Consider the following 17218-nt stretch of genomic DNA (forward strand, 5'->3'; position numbering starts at 1 on the left):
CCCGCCGTGGTCGGCTGATTGGTCTTCGACCCGCATCGAGGACCGGCATTCCTACACCACGCCCAGGGGCACGATCGGGATCGAGGCGCTACGGCAGGCGGTGCCGGCCTTCAAGGAGCGCTGCGACCGGGCCCGGATCGTCGAGCGGCACGGCTACAAGACCCCGCGCGGGTGCGCGCCGAGCAGCTTCAACCCGCGCTCCTGGCCGCCTAGGCTTCAACCGAGCGTCTCACGACCGTGCCCCGGTACACCCGGTGATTGGGTTTACCCCGCTCTGCTGGACCGGTGGCAGGCTTGCGCGGCTACGCCGCCAAGGCGGCTCTCTGGACGTGCTCCCGTTCGTAGGTGGTCGGGGATCGATAGCCTAATGCCGAATGGAGGCGCCGCGGGTTGTACCAGCTCTCGATGTAGCTGAAGACCGCCATCCGTGCCTCGACCTGGGACGCGAACCGTCGGCGCGCCAGCAGCTCGCATTCCAGCGTGGCGAAGAAGCTCTCGCCCATGGCGTTGCCGTAGGCGTCGCCCACCGGGCCCATCGAGGGGCGCACCCCGGCCTCGCGGCAGCGGCCGCCGAACGCCCGCGCGGGACATTGGCTGCCCTGATCCGCATGAGGGATCACGTCCTTTGGCCACCGCTGGCCCACGGCCATGTCCAAGGCCGCCAGGACCAGCTCGGCCCCGAGATGGTTGGCCATGGCCCAGCCCACGCTCTTGCGGCTCCAGGCGTCCAGGACCACGGCCGGGTAGAGGAACCCCGCTGCCGAGGGAATGAACGTGATGTCAGCAACCCAGAGCTGGTTCGGCCACGCGGCGGTGAAGTTCCGGTCCACCAGGTCCGGCGCCGGGCGGGTCGCCTGATCCCTGCGGGTCGTCACCGGGCCGTCGCGGCGGTGGCTGGCGCCGACCAGCCCCGCTTCACGCATCAGCCGTGCGATCCGCTGGCGCCCGTGCCGCTCACCCGTTGCTTGCAGGGCAGCGTGGACGTGCGGCGCACCATAGGTCTGCCGCGCGCCGGCGTGGACGGTCCGGATCCGCTGCAGCAGCGCGGCGTCGGCTCGGGCATGAGCGGAGGGCGGGCGCTTGACCCGGGCGTGGTAGCCCACGCCGAGCACGCGCGCCATGCGGGCGATCGGGCATTCGGCCCGGTTCGCGCTCATGAACCGGAAGACCCGGGCGGGATCACCCCGGTCTCGCGGGCGAACCCACGAGAGAGAATGTCGCGCTCCTGGCGCCGCTGCCTGTTCTCGCGCCGCAGCCGGCCGAGCTCCTCGCGCTCGGCCGCGGTCAGCGTGCCGTCGGCAGCTGAGGGCTTCGCCTCCCGGCGGCCTTCGGCCAGGTCGGCCGGCAGAACCCACTTGCGGATCGCCTGTGCGGCTGGCGCGAACGCGCGCGCCAGGTCCGCCGGGTCGCGCCCAGCGCGGAACCCGCCCGACCATCTGCCGCCGGAACTCCGGTGCATGGGGTGGACGTGTCTCGGGCATGGGTGGACACCGCTCGCAAAAACGTCGGCGAGGCCACCAAGGCGGGGCAGACCCGGATTCCGAGCAAACGCCATCGGAGGCGGCCGCCTGGATTCGACCGCGAAGCCTATCGTGAGCGCAACCGGGTCGAACGGCCGATCGATCGCTCGAAGTAGTTCCGGCGTGTTGCGACCCGCTACGAGAAGCGGGCGGTCAACGACTTGGCCATGCTCACCATCGGCATGATCCTGCTTTGGCTATAAGCTTTGCAGACACGCCCTAGCCTGCGATTCGCTCTAGCCCGATGACCACCTCGCCCTACACCCTCACGGGCTCCGAATCTCCACCACGCCGTGGACGCTACCGCATCCGGCTATTGCTAACACTCCGTTTACCAAGCGCTCTCGAAGGCTGGGCCGTAACGTTGCCGTCGATGGCGCAGCCCATGGCGAAGCCATGGCGGCTGCAAAAGGCCGACGCGACGGGACGGTCGATGGCGATGACGATGATCCGTGACACGACAACGGCACGGCCCTGCCGCGCATCTCTCGTCCGGAAGATCTCGGCAGCGCCTGCAGGAGGACAGAGCCGTCTCCATGCCGCTGCAAACAACAGGAGCGCTCGGGTACGTAGGAGCGGCACCAGCAGGCTCGCGCTGCACAGCAGTGTGCTGATCTCGATGCTGGCAGCCTGGCTCGCCGGACCGCCGGCCGCGGCCTCTGCCACCGGACAGCCCTGGGGTCGGGTCGATGCGCTGGCAACCGGTGCTACCCGACCGGCGCCGGCGGGATGGCTCAATCACTGCATGACGGATCTGGCTGCCTGCCAGCCGGTCGATGACGCGGCGACCGTGCCGGCCGACCAGGCACATATGGCGCTGCTCACCGGAATCCAGCACGCGGTCAACCGGTCGATCGAGCCACGGCGGGAGCCGCCCGGTCAGGATCTCTGGTCGGTGGCACCGCGGAGCGGGGATTGCGAGGATTACGCCCTCACCAAGCAAAGGCTGCTGCGCCTGGCGGGGCTGCCGCGCCGTGCCGTTCGGCTGGCCACCGTCGAGCTGCCGAACGGCGAGGAGCACGTGGTCCTCACGGTCGAGACCACACGTGGCACGCTCGTGCTCGACAATCTGCATGCGGAGGTGATGCACTTCAACCGGCTCGGCTATCGCTGGTACGCGATCGAAGAGCCGAGCCTGGGCTTGCGCTGGAAGGAGCTGCGGGGCGGGCGAAGCAGCCCCGCAGCTATCCTCGGCTACGAAGGCGGGATGCACCGACGAATACTGCCGTCGGCGGCGCGAGCCCCTGATCAATAGATGCCGTCGCGGTCGGCGCCGGAGCCGTGGTTGCGCGAATCGGAGATCTCGCCGCGATCGGTGCCGGAGCCGCGCTCGTCCGAACCGGCCACAGCTCCGGTCGGCTTGCCGAGGCTGGCGGCGATCGAAGCGCCAAGCTCGCTGCCGGGCAGCATCGAGTGGGGATAGGCCAGGAGGAACTGCTGAATGGCCTCCGGCGTGCCGGCAGCGAGCGCGTTCATGTAAGCGCGAATCTCGTTGGCGTCCTGTGCGTGGACGGCGGCAGGAGCGGTGCCGAGCGCCAGCGCGCTGGCATGGAGGGCGGCGATCAGCAGATTGAGCTTCTTCATGGCGTGCACCGTAGCTGGGCAGGTTCGGACGGTCCGAACCATACCTCCCGAATCCCAACATTCCGTTAACAGGCAGCCCCATTCCGACCGGCACCGTCGGCAGCGGACCGGCGTGAGCCGCGAGACTGTGAGACGATTTACCAGGCGAGAAGGAAATTGACTTTTAACCATTTTTGGTTGAAATCTGCCGGCCTGCACCGCGGAGCGGCCGGACGCAGTCCGCGTCCGATCTCTCTCGCTGCTGCAGAGGGATGGCGGAACGATGGCTGGCAGACGAAGCGCATCGCGAGGTCACGATTTCGATCTGGTGCTGGCCGGCGATTTCCGTGCGCGTGGCGAGGTGGCCGAAACCCTGGCCTCGCATCTCGCGGTGCTCTCCGGTCTCGATCTCGAGCTCGGCCTGCTCTGGCTGCGCGATCCGGCCCTGCCTGCAACGGCACCCGTGTATAGTAGAATCGCGGCTCTGGTCCGTCGTCACGCCGCCGTGCCGATCGAGGCCGATAGCGATGCCGTGAGCTGCCGTCTGCTCCTGCTCTACGAGCCCCGGCTCGTGGCGAACGGGCTCGACGCCACGCCTCGGGTACGCGCGGATACGGTTCTGGTCGTGCTGGCCCGCCCGTTCCTGCGCCGCGGCGGCCCGTCGTTCGACACGGCCGCGGCCGTCGAGCACATCGCCGAACGGCTCGGCCGGCAGCAGGTCTGGTGCCCGACCACACCGCTGATCCGCAAGCAATATGCCGGGCATGCGGCGGGTCTCGTGCTGTACCCGGAGGACCTGACGCCTTGCGAGCCCATCGCGGCCTGGCGCACGGTACGGCCGGAACGGGCCGGCCGAGCGCCCGTCCTGGGCCGGATCATCCGCTACGACGACGACCGGCTGCCCGCGAAGGCGACGACCCTGCTCGGCGCGCATCCGAACGAGCCGGATCTCGAGGTGCGATTTCTGGGCGGCGCCAAGGCGCTGAGCGAGCTGGTCGAGCCGCTGCCGGCCAACTGGCGCCTCCTCGAGCCGGACGCGACCTCGGCACGCCGGTTCCTGGCGCGGCTCGACTTCTACGTCCAGTATCACGACGACCCGGCATGGCTGTTCCCACGCGCCGCCCTGCAGGCGATGGCGGCAGGACGCGTGGTGGTCGCGCCGCCGTCGTTCCGGGCCGTGCTGGGCGACGGCCCGGCCTACCGTCCGCCCGAGCAGGTGGCGGAAACCGTCCGCTATCTCCACGCCGAGCCCCGCTTCTATGCCCGCTATCTCGCGGAGCAGGACGCGACGCTGGCCGAGCGCTTCGCGCCGGACCGCTTCCTCGACCGGCTGGGAGCGTTCGTGAAGCTGCCCCGGCTGCAGGCGCACCCGCGCCCGTCGCCTCGGGCAAGCGCCCGCCGCACCGTGGCGTTCTACCCGACCAACGGGGTCGGCCTCGGGCACGTGACGCGTCTGCTCGCGATCGCGCGGCGCCTGCCGCCGGACTGCGAGCCCGTGTTCTTCACCCCGTGTCATGCCCTCGCCGTGATCGAGCATGCCGGCTTTCGCACCGAGTACGTGCCCGAGCCGATCTACGACGAGACCGCGCACCAGGACCACGTCCGCGCCACGGCACCGCGCCTCCTGACGGCGCTGCGCTACTACGATCCGGCCGGCATCGTGTTCGACGGCAACGTGCCGCGCGAGGCGCTGCTGCAGGCCTGCGCCGAGTTCGATGCGCCGACGATCTGGGTGCGACGCGGCATGTGGCGGGCCGATCCGGCGCTGGGGCGGCATCTCCATCTCAGCCGGTTCTTCGATGCCGTGATCGAGCCCGCGGAAGCGGCCGCCGCTGCCGATACCGGCGTTACCGCGGGTGCCGAAGATGCGCCGGTCGTGGTCCCTCCCGTGATGCTGCTCGACCGCAGCGATCTGCTCCCGCCGGCGGCAGCACGCGAGGCGCTCGGGCTCGACGCTGGCCGGCCGGCGGCTCTGGTCCAGCTCGGCAGCGGCAACAACAACGACATCGAGAGCCGGCTCGATCACATCGTCGAGGCGGCGAGCCGGCTCGACCTGCAGCTCGTGGTCGCGGAATGGCTGATCCAGCACAACCCGGTCCGCCGCAAGGGCGTGCGCTATCTCTCCGCCTTTCCGAACGCCCGCTACTTCAAGGCGTTCGACCTCGCCGTGAGCGCTGCCGGCTACAATTCGTTCCACGAGCTCCTGCACCACGGCCTGCCCTGCATCTTTCTCCCCAACGACAACCAGAAGGTCGACGATCAGCGCGCCCGAGCCGCCTGGGCCGAAAGCGAGGGTGCCGGCGTGTGCGTGCCACGTGGTGCCGAAAGCGCGATCGCGAGCTACCTCGCGGCCTTTCTCGATCCGTCGCTACGCCGCTCGATGAGCCGGCGCGCGCGGGCCTTGTGCCCGACGAACGGCGCCGAGGCCGCGGCCGGCGCCATCGCCAACGTCATCGCCCGCGGGTGAGAGCACGTCATGGCCACGAAGCTCGTTCCCTCTATCAAGGATGCGAGTCCGGGCGAGCTCGTCCGGCTGGTCGAGGATCAGCATCGGCGACTTCGTCTCGTCCGCAGCCAACTGGTCGAGGAGGTGCCGGTCGATGCGATCGTGGAGACCTTCCCGGCCCGATGCGCGAAGCCCCATCTCGGGCGGGCGGCGTTGGCCCGGCTGCTCGAGGAGGCGCAACGGCGGCGCGAGCTCGACGAGAGCGCGCTCGGTGCTGCGATCCGCGCCGCCTGGCCCGAGCGACGGCCCGACATCCCGGTGCTGCGTCCCTCGCCGGGCCTCGGGGCTTACGCGCTCCGCAGCGTGGCGGGCGTGCCCAACATCGTCTTCGCGCTGTTCGGCAAGGACCGCGGTGAGGCCGAGGCGGCCGTGGATCGCGTCGTGACCGAGCAGCGGACAGGCGAGCCGTTCATCCCGATCTTTCTCATCAACGACAACGATTTCACCGTGTTTCGCGACCAGAAGCTCGCCTTCGAGTATTTCCCCTTCGTCTGCGACGACCGGGCTGGCCCGCCCGAGCCGCGCTGGGCCGCCTACTTTCTCGACACCCTCGCCCTCACGCTGCGCCGCTGGGGCGTGTGCCGGATCGTGAGCCTGTGATGATGGGGTCCGCGGCACCGCAGCTCCGGCTGATCGAGAGCCTCCTGGCCGAGCGGCGAACGGACGAGGCCGAGCGAGTCCTCGTCCGGCTCGCCGAGCGTCACGCCGAGGATGCGGAGGCGATCGCGGCCGTGGCGGCCCTGCAGGCTTCCTTGGGCCGGCTCGACGAGGCGGCACGGCAGGCGAGACGAGCGCTCGCGGTGCGAGGCTCTCTGCCGGCGCGCACACTCGTCGCCTTGGCCGAGACGCTGACGCGGGCCCATCGCCACGAGGAGGCCGATGCGGCGCTCGCTGCTGCGATCGATGCCGGAGACCCCGACCTCGAGCTGCGCCTCACCCGCGCCCGGCTGGTCGAGCGCCGCGGTCGGACCGATCTGGCGCTGCGCCACTGGCGCCGGGTGCTGGCGCTGGCTCCGGACCATCGCGAGGCGCGGCTCGGCATGGTGCGGGCTCTGCGCGGCGAGGGCCGCTACGTCGATGCCGAGGTGCACGCCCGGCGTCTGCTCGAGGCGGCACCGAAGGACCAGCGCGCCCATGCCGAGCTGGCACGGATCGCGCTCGACGCGGGCGACCCGGTGGAAGCCGAGAGCCGCTGGCATGCAGCGCTCCTCGCCCACCCAGGCAGTCCCGACCTCGTCACCGGCCTCGCGCAGGCGCTCGCCGCCCAGCACCGTTTCGCCGACGCCTGCATCCTGCTCGAGGAGCTCGCCCGCGCGCAGCCGGAACGGGGCGAACCGCTGGCGGCTCTGGTCCGCACCCGTCTCGCCGAGGGCGATCTCGATGCCGCCGAGCGGCGCTGCCGCGAGCTGCTGGCGCTCGAGCCCGAGCGGCTGCCGCACCGCCTGCTCGAAGGCCGGATCCTCGAGCAGCGCTCGGAGCACGCCCGCGCGGCCGAGCTCTATGCGCGCATCGCGGCCGAGCACCCGCAAATGCCGGAGCCGGCGCTCGCAGCGGCGGAGCTGGCCTTGCGCCAGGGCGACCTCCGGACGGCGGAGGCGGGTTTTCGCACGGTGCTGGCGCTGGTGCCGGGCGAGATCGCGGCCGAACTCGGGCTTCTCGCCACGCTCGCGGAGCAGGGCCTCGCCGCGGAGGTGGAAGCCGCGGCCGCACGCGCGCTGGCGCTGGCGCCGAACCAGCCCAGGGCGCATCTGCGCCGCGCGCAGGCGCTCGAGACCCTGGGCCGGCTCGAGGCGGCGCGCCTAGCCCTGCTCGAGGCGCGTTCGGCCATGCCGCACCGCGAGGAGCCGCTCCTCCAGCTCGTCCGACTGACGCTGCGCCACGGCGACATCGCCGCGGCCGCGACGCACGCCGAAGCGCTGCTGGCCGCCCACCCCCGCAGCCTCGCCGCACGGCTCACGGCCTGCGACGTGGCACTCGCGCAAGCCGTGGGCGAGAGGGCGCGCGCGGTGCTATCCGAGCTCGCGAGCGAGTTGCCGGAGCATCGGGAGGTGCAAAAGCGCCTCGCCCGGCTGGACTGGCTCGACGGTGCCATTCCGCGGGCACGACGGCGCTGGGCGCGGATCACACGCTTCGATGCGCGGCTGCACGGCCCTCCCGACCCGATCGTCCGCCTCGACACCCATCCCCTGCCCATGCCTGCGGGCGAGGTGCGGGCGTTCCTGCTGGTGCGCAACGAGGTGGCACGGCTGCCGTGGCTCCTCGAGTACTACCGCAAGCTCGGGGTCGATCGCTTCCTCTTCCTCGATAACGATTCCGACGACGGCACGCGGGAGTGGCTTTTGGCACAAGGGCCGGACGTGCATCTCTTTCACACCCCAGCCTCGTTCGCGACCTCGGGTGCCGGCATGCGCTGGATCAACCGGCTCCTCGACGAGCACGGGAGCGGTGCCTGGTGCCTCACGATCGATGCCGACGAGGTCCTGGTCTACCCGCACGTCGAGCGGCTGAGCCTCGAGCGGCTCACCGCCTATCTCGACGCGATCGGGGCGGAGGCGATGGTGGCACCCATGCTCGACATGTACGCCGACACGCCGCTCGACGCCGTCGTCTACGAGCCCGGGCAGAGCCTGATCGAGGCGTTCCCCTGGTTCGATGCCACCGGCTACGTCCGGTGCGACAGCAACGACTTCCCCTATTTCCGGCGGCACGGCGGCTGCCGGGCGCGGGTGTTCCACGAGACACCGAACGCGGGGCCGGTCCTGCAGAAGGTGCCGCTGATCCGCTGGGCGCCCGACATCAAGTACACCTCGAGCAAGCATACCGCGTTCCCGTGCCGGCTCGCCGACGTCTCGGGGGCGCTTCTCCATTTCAAGTATCTGCCGGACTTCGCCGCGAGCGTGCGGACCGAGGTGGCGCGCGGCCAGCATTATTTGGGCGGCAAGGAATACCGCGTCTACCTGCGCCGGCTGGAGGCCGGCGAGAGCCTCTCGCTCATGGGTCCGCCTTCCTGCCGCTACCGCGACAGCGGTCAGCTCGTCGAGCTCGGCCTGATCCAGACCTCGAGCAGGTTCGAAGCCCATGTCCGCGACCACGGCACGCGCTGAGCCGTTCCGGCAGGCCGGCGAAGCCGATCTGCCGGTATCCTTGCGTCTCGCCCGCCAGCTCGCCCGGGAGGGAAGGATCGAGGAGGCCGAGTCGGTCCTGGAACGGGCGCGGGCCGCGAGCGGCGATCCGGCGGAACCCGCCAAGGAGCTGGCGCGCCTGCTCCAGGCACAGCGCCGCTACGGCGAGGCCGAGGTCCGCTGGCGTACCATCGTCGAGACGGCGCCTCACGACGTGGGAGCGCTGCAGGGCCTGGTGCGGACGATGCGCCTGCACCATCGCCTGGTGGATGCGGCGCGCACGATCGGGGAAGCTCTCGCAAGGACGCCCGGATCGCGCCTTCTCGTGCTGGAAGCGGCGCGGCTCGCCGCTCAGCGCGAGGTCTATTCCGAGGCCGGACGACGCTACCGGCAGGCGCTGGCCCTGCCGGGTCCGACGGCCGAGGTGCTGGACGAGCTCGCGACCGTGGAGATGGCGCAGCACCGCTTCGCCGCTGCGGAAGCGATCCTGATGCGCCTGATCGAGGCCGAGCCGAAGAAGCCCGCCTGGCGGGCGACGCTCGCGCGCGTGGCCGAGGAGCGAGGCGATCTCGAGCTCGCCATCCGGCGTTGGAACGAGGTCCTGGAGCTCGATCACGGTCACCTCCGGGCCGGCATCGCCATCGGCCGGCTGGTGGAGGAGTTCGGCCGGCTCGGGGAGGCGGAAGCGATCTTCCGCGATCTCACCGAGACCCATCCGCACGCGATCGAACCCTACTACCAGCTGGGGCGGATGGCTCTTCTGCAGTCCGACCTCGAAGGTGCGGTGCGCTGGCTCGAACGCGCCCTCGCGATCCAGCCGCTCGACTGGGCGGCCGGCGCTGCGCTCGCCCGCGCCACGGCCGAGCAGCACCGGTTCGCGCAGGCCGGCGCCATGGCGCGCACCCTCGCGGAGCGGATGCCCGACCATCTCGACGCCCATCTCCTGGTCGCCTGGGTCGAGGAGCGCGCCGGCCGGATCCGCGCGGCCGAGCGGCGGCTGCGGCGCACCCAAGACGCCTTTCCCCAGGCCTTCCTGCCGGCGCTCAAGCTGGCCGAGCTCCTGATCCGGGACGAGCGGCCGGCCGCGGCGCGCGAGGCGCTCGAGGCGGCGCGGGCCGCGAACCCGGACACGTTCTCGCTTCGCCTCGCTCTGGTCGATGCCTGCTTCGCATCCGGAGACGACGCGGCCGCGGCGCGCTCGGCCGAGGCGCTCTACGAGGACTACCCCGAACATCGCGAGGTCAAGAAGCGCATCGCCCGGATCGAGGTCGTGCACGGACGCTACGGTCCGGCACGGCGCTTATGGGCGGAGGTAACGCGGCACGACCGCCGGGTGAGCGGACCGCCGCTCCACCTCGAGCGCCTCGACGGCCATCCGATACCGGAGCCTTCGGGAGAGATCCGGCTGTTCACCCGCATCCGCAACGAGCGTCTCCGCCTGCCCTGGCTGTTCGATTTCTACCGCAGCCAGGGCGTGGACCGCTTCTTCGTCGTCGACAACGGCTCCGACGACGGCTCGCGCGACTACCTGCTGTCGCGCCCGGACACGCACCTGTTCCTCACGACCGATTCCTATGCCGTCTACGGCGGCGGGCAGCGGTGGCTGAATCATCTCCTGAACCGCTACGGCAGCGGCACCTGGTGCCTCACGGTCGACGTGGACGAAGTGCTGGCCTATCCGCACGCCGAGCGGCTCGACCTCAAGGCCCTGACCGGTCATCTCGACCGGCAGGGGGCGGAGGCGCTGTTCACCTTCATGCTCGACATGTACGCCGACGGCAACCTCGGCGAGGTCGCCTACCATCCGGGCGATAACCCGCTCCGGGTCTGCCCCTGCTTCGATCGCGCCGGCTACATCCACCGCGCCCACCCCGATTTCCCGTTCCGCATGGTCGTGGGCGGCCTGATCTCCCGCTTCCTCTTCGAAAGGAAGCAGGACGGCGTCTTCCTGCACAAGGTGCCGCTCGTGCGCTGGCGTCGGGGTCTGCACTACACCGGCAGCACGCACACCCTGTTCCCGGTGCCCGTTGCCGCCGAGACCGGGGTTCTGCTCCACCTCAAGTACATGGCCGACTTCGCCGACCGGGCGAGGATCGAATCGCAGCGCAAGCAGTACTGGCGGGGCGCGAGGCGCTACACCGAGTTCACCCGGCGCTTCGAGGACACGGACGTGATCGACTTCCGCTGCGAGCTGACCGAGCGCTTCACCTCGACCCGGCAGCTCATGGCGCTGGGGCTGATCCGCTCGAGCCCTGTCCTCGACGCGCTCGCGGCCACACTCCCGCGCGATCGCCGCCTGCCGGGCTGGCCGTCATCGGAGAGCATGCGATGACCGCGATCGGGATCGCCGTCCTCATCCCCGTGCGCAACGCCCGCCATCGGCTCTGGCGCAGCCTCGCGAGCCTCGCGGCCCAGTCCCTGCCGCCGGCGCAGGTGCTCGTCCTCGACGAGGGCTCGACCGACGGCCTCGCGGACTGGCTGCGGCTGCGCTGGCCGGGGGTGGAGCTGTGGCCGGCCGGCGGCGAGCCGTGCCGGGCGCTCGCCACGGCCCTCGCCGGCATCACCGCACCGGTCGTGGCGCTCATGGAGCCCGGCGATCGCTGGCCGGGCAGCCATCTCGCGACGCTGGCCGCCGCCTGGGCCGAGAGCGACGCCGAGGTGATGATGGTACCGGCGACGGGCCTGGAGCGGACGGTGGACGGACGGCTCGAGGCGCGGCAGCATCTCCCGGCCGAAGGCATCGGCCACGATACGATGCCGCTCGGGGCGCTGAGCGCGGCCGTCGGGCGGCTACGGACACCCGCGCCGGACAAGGCCTCGACGAGCCTCGTCGGGGAGATCCGGGCCAGGCTCCGCAGGGCCGTCAGGATCGGAAAGGCGGTGACGGCCGGAGCCGTCCTCGTGTCGGCCGGGGAGCCCGAGCCCGGCGGCGGCGTGACCGACCTCATGGCCTGGACGGACCTCCTCGACGAGCGCACGGCCGGTCTGCCGTCCGCGAGCGGGGCCGTCGTGGTCGGCCTGGAGGCGGCGAGCCGGCCGTCCGGCCTGCTCGATCTTCTCGGCATGGCACTGACGGCAGGTGCCGGCGGGCGGCGGTTGCAGGCCACGACGCTGGCCGATCTCACCTGGACGGCGCTTCGGGCCGTACCGGAAGGAGCGCCGATCGTCGTGACCACGCCGGCCCCGCTCGACCTGCGCCATGCCGGCGACCAGCTCTGCATGGAGGAGCTGGTGCGCCGGTCCGGCAAGCGGCCGGTCCGGCTCGCCGTGCGCTCGCTGCTGCCCTCCTCGCCTACCCTGCTCTCGCGGCTGATCGAGACCGTCACGGGCCACCCCGACCTCGAGCTCTGGGTCAACGATGCGGTCGGCTACCGCTATGCCGTCTCGCTCCTCGGCCGCTCGCACGTCCGGCTGACGCCGCCGCCGCTCATGGCCCTCGCGAACAGCCTGCGACACATGACCGAGCGGCAGCTCCTGCTGCCGGAAATGCTGGGCGGCGATGCGCCGGGGCCGGATCTCGCCGCCCGGCTAGCGGACTTGGCGCTCTGGCCCGAGGGCTTGAACGTCGACGCCGCCCGACGGCTCGGGCCCGCGCTGGCACGGGTGCTGGGCCTGTCGCCCGTGCTCAGGAGCACGCTCCTGCAGCAGGCCTGGGCGATGACGCTCTTGGGCTGGGCCGCGGCCCGGAGCGCGTCCGAGCCTTTGCGCACGGGCGATCTCGACACGGCGCTCTTCGCCGCCATGTGCGGACGCATCGTGCATCTGGAGCCGGACGACGGCAAGGTCCGCGATTTCGCCGCCACCTGGCCGGGCGTGCTGACGACGCTGGGCGTGACCGTGGCGGAAGCGACCAGGGCGGCGTAATCGGCCGCAAGGGACGAAGAGATGGGGCGGCAGACAAAAAACCCAGAACGGCAAAGCCGGCTGGCTGTTGATCTTCCGAGCGGGTGCTCGGGGGAGATCGGTGATGGCCAGGACCGCGCCGCGCCTGGAGCCGGATCGCGAGCAGGTGCTCGAGACGCTCCACCAATGCTGCCCGGCCTGCGGTGGCCGGCTGCGCTACCGCTACGACAACCGGCACACGGTGACCACGCTCATCGGCCTGGTCCGCCTGCGCCTGCAGATCCGCCGCTGCGAAAACCCGGGCCGTGCGCGCTACCATACGCCCTATCGGCCGGAAGCGGAGGGGTCGATCGTGCTGCCGCGGCACGAGTTCGGCCTCGACGTGATCGCGCCGACCGGCGCCTGGCGCTACCGCGAGCACCGCAGCGTGCTCGAGATCCATCGGGCCTTGCGCGAGCGCGGGGTGGCGATCGCGCGAGGCACCGTCACCCATCTGCTCGACCGCTGCGACGAGCTCGTTGCGACCACACTCACCGGGAACGACCGGCTGTGCGCCGTTCTGGCCCGGCAGGGTCGCGCGATCCTCTGGCCTTGGACGGGCTGCAGCCGGATGTCGGGCACGAGGTCTCGTGGGTGCTGCGCGACTGCCTCTCGGGCGAGATGCCGCCGGCCAGAAACCTGCTCTCGGCCGGCGGCGCCGACCTAGTGGTGCTCCTGCGCGAGGTCGGCGCCGGCATCGGCGTGCCGATCAAAGGCGTGGCGAGCGACGGGCAGCATTCGGTGCGCCTGGCGGTCAGGCAGGCGCTGCCCGGGGTGCCGCTCCAGCTGTGTCGGTTCCGCTACCTGCGCGAGGCCGCCTTGCCGATCTTCGAGGCTGACCGCCACGCCGAGAAGGAGCTGAAAAAGCAGGTTCGCGGCGTCCGCCCGATCGAGCGTTCGGTGGAGGGCCGCGACGACCCCGAGGCCGAGGCGGTGCGCGGCTGCTGTGCCGCGGTGCGCGGCGCGATCACCGACGACGGCCGGCCGCTCCTGGCCGCCTCGGGCCTCGAGCGGCAAGAGCGGCTCGAAGCGGTGGCCACCAGCCTCGACCGGGCCGCCGCCAAGGGGGGCTGAGCCGCCCGCTGCGGCGGTGGCGTCAGCTGCTCGCCCGCGGGCTCGAGCACACGCGGGGGCTGCTGCCACCGATCCGTCGCGCCTACGCTCGGGTCCATCGGACAGCCCGGCTCCTGGAAAATGCTGCCGGCGAACCGGCCGAGATGATGCGTCGCCGCAACGGGCCGCTCGCGGCCATGGCGCGCCATCGTGGGCCGGCCGGCCCGCTCGCCGAAGCGATCGACCATTTTTGCAAGGTGAGCCGCAGCTACCGCCTCGGACTGTTCCCCTGCTACACGGTCGCCGACCCGCCGCGCACCAACAACGATCTCGAGCAGCTCTTTGACGCGTACCGCCGCCACGAGCGGCACGTGACCGGCCGCAAGAGCAACAGCTCGGCCACCGTGCTGCACGGCCCGGTGCGGATCATCGCCGCTCTTGCCAGCCGGCTTATCGGCAGGCGGCCAACGATCCGGCCGGCGCCGACCGGCAGCGCTGGCGGGAGGTGCGCGCCGGCCTGGAGCGCCGTCGCCATGCCCGCGTGCTGCGCGCCCAGTTTCGCCGCGCTCCCCGAGGCCTATCTCAGCCGTCTCGAACGGCTCCTATGCCAGCCGGCTTTGTCATCCTAGAAAAAAAGACCTGTGACGAACCGCTTCTGCCGTCACAGGTCGAGATGCTCAGCCCTCAGCGACGCGGAACATGCCTCGCCGCGACCCCGTGCGCTGTGTGGAATCGCACAACGCGTTCGTTTCGTGGCGGAATCGGGCTCTGCCCCGGCCGAGAGAATATCGGGCGCGCCAGCGGAACGGCGATCGGGCTATAAGGTTCAGTGCCCATCAAGCTGGCTAGCAAGGGGTAGAGGCCATGGTCCGCAAGGCGGCTCGAACGAACCAGGATCACCGGTCGGCCCACGAGGGAGCCGGGACGGCGCAGCCGGAAGCGCAGGCGGGGGCCGGCGGCAGCTTTCCACCCGATCTCGGCCTGGGCGTCTGGACGTCGTGGATGAAGGACCATCTCGAAGGCGCGGGCACACCGGGGCTCGGGGCCGGCACTATGCCGTGGTGGTCCGTCTCTCAGGACGGAACGAGCGCCGATCTCCTGTCGGGCGGGACCGACAGGCTCGAAAAGCTCCTCACGAGCGATCCGATGCTGAGCGCCATCGATCGGATGTGGAACCTCAATCCGCTGCACGACGTGATCCCGATCGACTGGGCCGAGGTCGCGCAGGCGCTGCGCACGGTCTGGCTCAGGCGCCTGGCCGACCCGGCACGGGCGCTGCCGGCGGCGGCCGATCTCCAGGTGAAGCTGTGGCATTCCGCCATCGAGGCCTGGAACGATGCGGCCAAGCGCTGGTGGGGCGTGGCCGAGGCGGCCTCGCCCGGTCTCGGCGCCGGCGACAAGCGATTTGAGGCGCCGGAGTGGCAGAACAACCCGGTCTACCGGATGTTGAAGGATGCCTATCTGCTGGCGTCCGACTTCCTCCTCAAGGAGAGCGAGGCCGACGACCTCGACCCGAAGGAGCAGCAGCGGCTGCGGTTCCACCTGACGCAGTTCGTGAACGCGATGAGCCCCACCTTGCTCCTCTTCTCGAACCCGGCGGCGCTGCGGCGGATGATGGAGACCGGCGGGGCGAGCCTCGCCGACGGGCTGCGCAACCTCATGGCCGATCTCAAGGAAGGCCGGCTCAGCATGGTCGACGCCACGGCGTTCGAGCCGGGCAGGAACCTCGCCATCACGCCGGGCAAGGTGGTGTTCAGGAACCGGCTGATCGAGCTGATCCAGTACACGCCCACGACCGAGAAGGTCCGGGCGGTGCCGCTGCTGTTCGTGCCGCCCTGGATCAACAAGTTCTACATCCTCGACCTGCAGCCCAAGAACAGCTTCGTGAAGTACCTGGTCGAGCAGGGCTTCACGGTGTTCATGCTCTCCTGGAAGAACCCGGACGCCGCCATGGAGAGCATGACTTTCGAGGACTACATGCGCGAAGGGCCGCTCGCGGCGAGCGACGTCGCGCGCGAGATCACGGGCTCCGCCACCGTCAATCCGGTAGGTTACTGCATCGGCGGCACGCTCCTGATCACGATCCTCTCCGCGCTGGCCGCCAAGAAGGACGGGCGCTTCGGCACTGCCACCTTCATGGTCTCGCTGCAGGACTTCGAGCATGTCGGCGAGACGGCGGTGTTCATGGACGAGCCTTCGATCGAATTCATCGAGCAGCAGATGATGCAGCGCGGCTATCTCGACAGCCGCGAGATGGCCAACATGTTCAATCTCCTGCGCTCGAACGACCTGATCTGGGCCAACGTCGTCAACAACTATCTCATGGGCAACAAGCCACCCGCCTTCGATCTGCTCTACTGGAACAGCGATGGCACGCGGATGGCGCGCGCGGCCCATAGCTGGTATCTGCGCAACACCTATGTCGAGAACAACCTGATCAAGCCCGGCAAGGTGAAGCTCCTGGGCGAGCCGATCGATCTCGGCCGCATCAGGCAGGACATCTACGCGGTCGGAGCCGAAAAGGACCACATCGTACCATGGGACGCCGCCTGGCGGATCACCCGGCTCGTGGGCGGCAAGGTGCGGTTCGTGATGGCTTCGAGCGGCCACATCGCCGGCATCATCAATCCACCCTCCTCGCACAAGGGCGCCTACTGGGTCAACGAGGCGCCCGCACCCGACCCGCGGGCGTGGCTCGCCAACGCCACGCGGTTTGACGGGAGCTGGTGGACGGACTGGGTCCGCTGGCTCGGCGAGCGCTCGGGCGAAATGGTGAAGCCGCCGTCCGTGGGCAGCAAGGCGTACCCGCCGCTCACCGATGCGCCCGGCACCTACGTTCTGGAGAAGTAGCCCTCGTCAGCGGCGCGCCACGCCGATGGATCGGATCACGCCCGGCATCGCGGTGGGAGGAGCCCTAGGACCGTTCCGGTCGGCGCGTCCAGTGGCCGGGCGGGACGCGCCCCTCGAACAGGAGGCGGATGCACGGTGGAGGACATCGTTTCTTGGGGGCGGGCGGCGCTCGGTATCGGCCTCGACGCCAAGGAGATCGGCGCAGCACCGATGATGCTGCGCGCGGTCGTGGTCTATCTCGTCACGATCCTCGTGGCGCGCCTCGGCAAGAAGCGCTTCATGGGGCGCACTACGGCCTTCGACGTCATTCTCGGCATCATGCTGGGCTCGATCGCGAGCCGTGCCATCACCGGCAACGCGCCGTTCGTCCCGACCCTCGCCGCCACCGCCGCCCTGGTCGGCCTGCATTATCTGCTCTCGGCCGCCACCTGGCGCTGGCACGGCTTCGGCACGTTCCTGAAGGGACGTTCCCGCATCCTAGTCCGGGACGGCATGATCGACCGAGACGAGCTGCGCAGAGCCCACATGAGCGAGCACGATCTCTGGGAGGACCTGCGCGGCAAGGGCATCGACCGACTCGCGTGCGTCGCCGAGGCCCGGCTCGAGCGCAGCGGGCAGCTCAGCGTGCTGAAGGCGAAGCCGCCGCCCCGGATCGTCGAGATCGCGATCGAGGACGGGGTCAAGACCGTGCGGCTCGAGCTCGGCTGAGCGGGTCGCCGTCT

Annotated in this window: 9 protein-coding genes and 3 pseudogenes; 10 read left to right on the plus strand and 2 right to left on the minus strand. The window is 70.6% G+C overall.

Going from position 1 to position 17218, the window contains the following annotated elements; genetic code table 11:
* Positions 1 to 302: 302 nt before the first annotated feature.
* Positions 303 to 1481: pseudogene (locus tag U1T56_RS20985) on the minus strand (IS3 family transposase).
* 80 nt (positions 1482 to 1561) lie between these two features.
* On the opposite strand from U1T56_RS20985, the pseudogene U1T56_RS20990 reads away from it, so the two are divergent.
* Both U1T56_RS20990 and U1T56_RS20995 read left to right on the plus strand, forming a co-directional pair.
* Positions 1562 to 1723: pseudogene (locus U1T56_RS20990) on the plus strand (transposase); the annotation flags it as partial.
* 416 nt (positions 1724 to 2139) lie between these two features.
* The gene (locus U1T56_RS20995) at positions 2140 to 2775 is read left to right on the plus strand and encodes a transglutaminase-like cysteine peptidase (RefSeq protein ID WP_418161461.1); all 636 of its coding nucleotides are present in this window, start codon (positions 2140 to 2142) and stop codon (positions 2773 to 2775) included.
* On the opposite strand, the gene U1T56_RS21000 is transcribed toward U1T56_RS20995, so the two are convergent.
* Entirely contained in the window at positions 2769 to 3113 is a 345-nt protein-coding gene (locus U1T56_RS21000; protein ID WP_418161462.1) for a hypothetical protein, read from the minus strand. The genes U1T56_RS20995 and U1T56_RS21000 overlap by 7 nt on opposite strands.
* 253 nt (positions 3114 to 3366) lie before the next feature.
* Here U1T56_RS21000 and U1T56_RS21005 point away from each other — a divergent pair, with 253 nt between their 5' ends.
* The 8 genes and pseudogenes from U1T56_RS21005 (at position 3367) to U1T56_RS21040 (ending at position 17204) form a co-directional block, all read left to right on the plus strand.
* Positions 3367 to 5550 (plus strand): glycosyltransferase, encoded by a 2184-nt coding sequence (locus U1T56_RS21005; protein ID WP_418161463.1) that lies wholly within the window; start codon positions 3367 to 3369, stop codon positions 5548 to 5550.
* Between the two features lie 9 nt (positions 5551 to 5559).
* Positions 5560 to 6189, plus strand: coding sequence for a hypothetical protein (locus U1T56_RS21010; RefSeq protein WP_418161464.1), 630 nt, complete (start codon positions 5560 to 5562; stop codon positions 6187 to 6189).
* Complete coding sequence (locus U1T56_RS21015; RefSeq protein ID WP_418161465.1) at positions 6189 to 8693, plus strand: tetratricopeptide repeat protein; 2505 nt, start codon at positions 6189 to 6191, stop codon at positions 8691 to 8693. Before U1T56_RS21010 ends, U1T56_RS21015 begins: the two co-directional genes overlap by 1 nt.
* A complete protein-coding gene (locus U1T56_RS21020) occupies positions 8668 to 11043 on the plus strand; it encodes a tetratricopeptide repeat protein (RefSeq protein ID WP_418161466.1) in 2376 nt (791 codons plus the stop codon). Before U1T56_RS21015 ends, U1T56_RS21020 begins: the two co-directional genes overlap by 26 nt.
* Positions 11040 to 12575 (plus strand): glycosyltransferase family 2 protein, encoded by a 1536-nt coding sequence (locus tag U1T56_RS21025; RefSeq protein WP_418161467.1) that lies wholly within the window; start codon positions 11040 to 11042, stop codon positions 12573 to 12575. Before U1T56_RS21020 ends, U1T56_RS21025 begins: the two co-directional genes overlap by 4 nt.
* 190 nt (positions 12576 to 12765) lie before the next feature.
* A pseudogene (locus U1T56_RS21030) lies at positions 12766 to 14275 on the plus strand (ISNCY family transposase).
* Positions 14276 to 14510: 235 nt separating this feature from the next.
* Positions 14511 to 16496, plus strand: coding sequence for a PHA/PHB synthase family protein (locus U1T56_RS21035; protein ID WP_418161468.1), 1986 nt, complete (start codon positions 14511 to 14513; stop codon positions 16494 to 16496).
* A gap of 135 nt (positions 16497 to 16631) precedes the next feature.
* Positions 16632 to 17204: a DUF421 domain-containing protein gene (locus tag U1T56_RS21040; RefSeq protein ID WP_418161469.1), complete on the plus strand. Its 573-nt coding sequence runs from the start codon at positions 16632 to 16634 to the stop codon at positions 17202 to 17204.
* The last annotated feature ends 14 nt before the right edge of the window (positions 17205 to 17218 follow it).

The sequence above is a fragment of the Benzoatithermus flavus genome (assembly GCF_037908215.1).
Classification (GTDB): domain Bacteria; phylum Pseudomonadota; class Alphaproteobacteria; order Geminicoccales; family Geminicoccaceae; genus Benzoatithermus; species Benzoatithermus flavus.

What these genes read in the sequence shown, in the direction of transcription:
- U1T56_RS21010 (WP_418161464.1), top strand. Translation starts at nt 5,560, where the DNA reads ATGGCCACGAAGCTCGTTCCCTCTATCAAGGATGCGAGTCCGGGCGAG.
- U1T56_RS21005 (WP_418161463.1), top strand. Translation starts at nt 3,367, where the DNA reads ATGGCTGGCAGACGAAGCGCATCGCGAGGTCACGATTTCGATCTGGTG.
- U1T56_RS21025 (WP_418161467.1), top strand. Translation starts at nt 11,040, where the DNA reads ATGACCGCGATCGGGATCGCCGTCCTCATCCCCGTGCGCAACGCCCGC.
- U1T56_RS20995 (WP_418161461.1), top strand. Translation starts at nt 2,140, where the DNA reads ATGCTGGCAGCCTGGCTCGCCGGACCGCCGGCCGCGGCCTCTGCCACC.
- U1T56_RS21035 (WP_418161468.1), top strand. Translation starts at nt 14,511, where the DNA reads ATGGTCCGCAAGGCGGCTCGAACGAACCAGGATCACCGGTCGGCCCAC.
- U1T56_RS21020 (WP_418161466.1), top strand. Translation starts at nt 8,668, where the DNA reads ATGTCCGCGACCACGGCACGCGCTGAGCCGTTCCGGCAGGCCGGCGAA.
- U1T56_RS21015 (WP_418161465.1), top strand. Translation starts at nt 6,189, where the DNA reads ATGATGGGGTCCGCGGCACCGCAGCTCCGGCTGATCGAGAGCCTCCTG.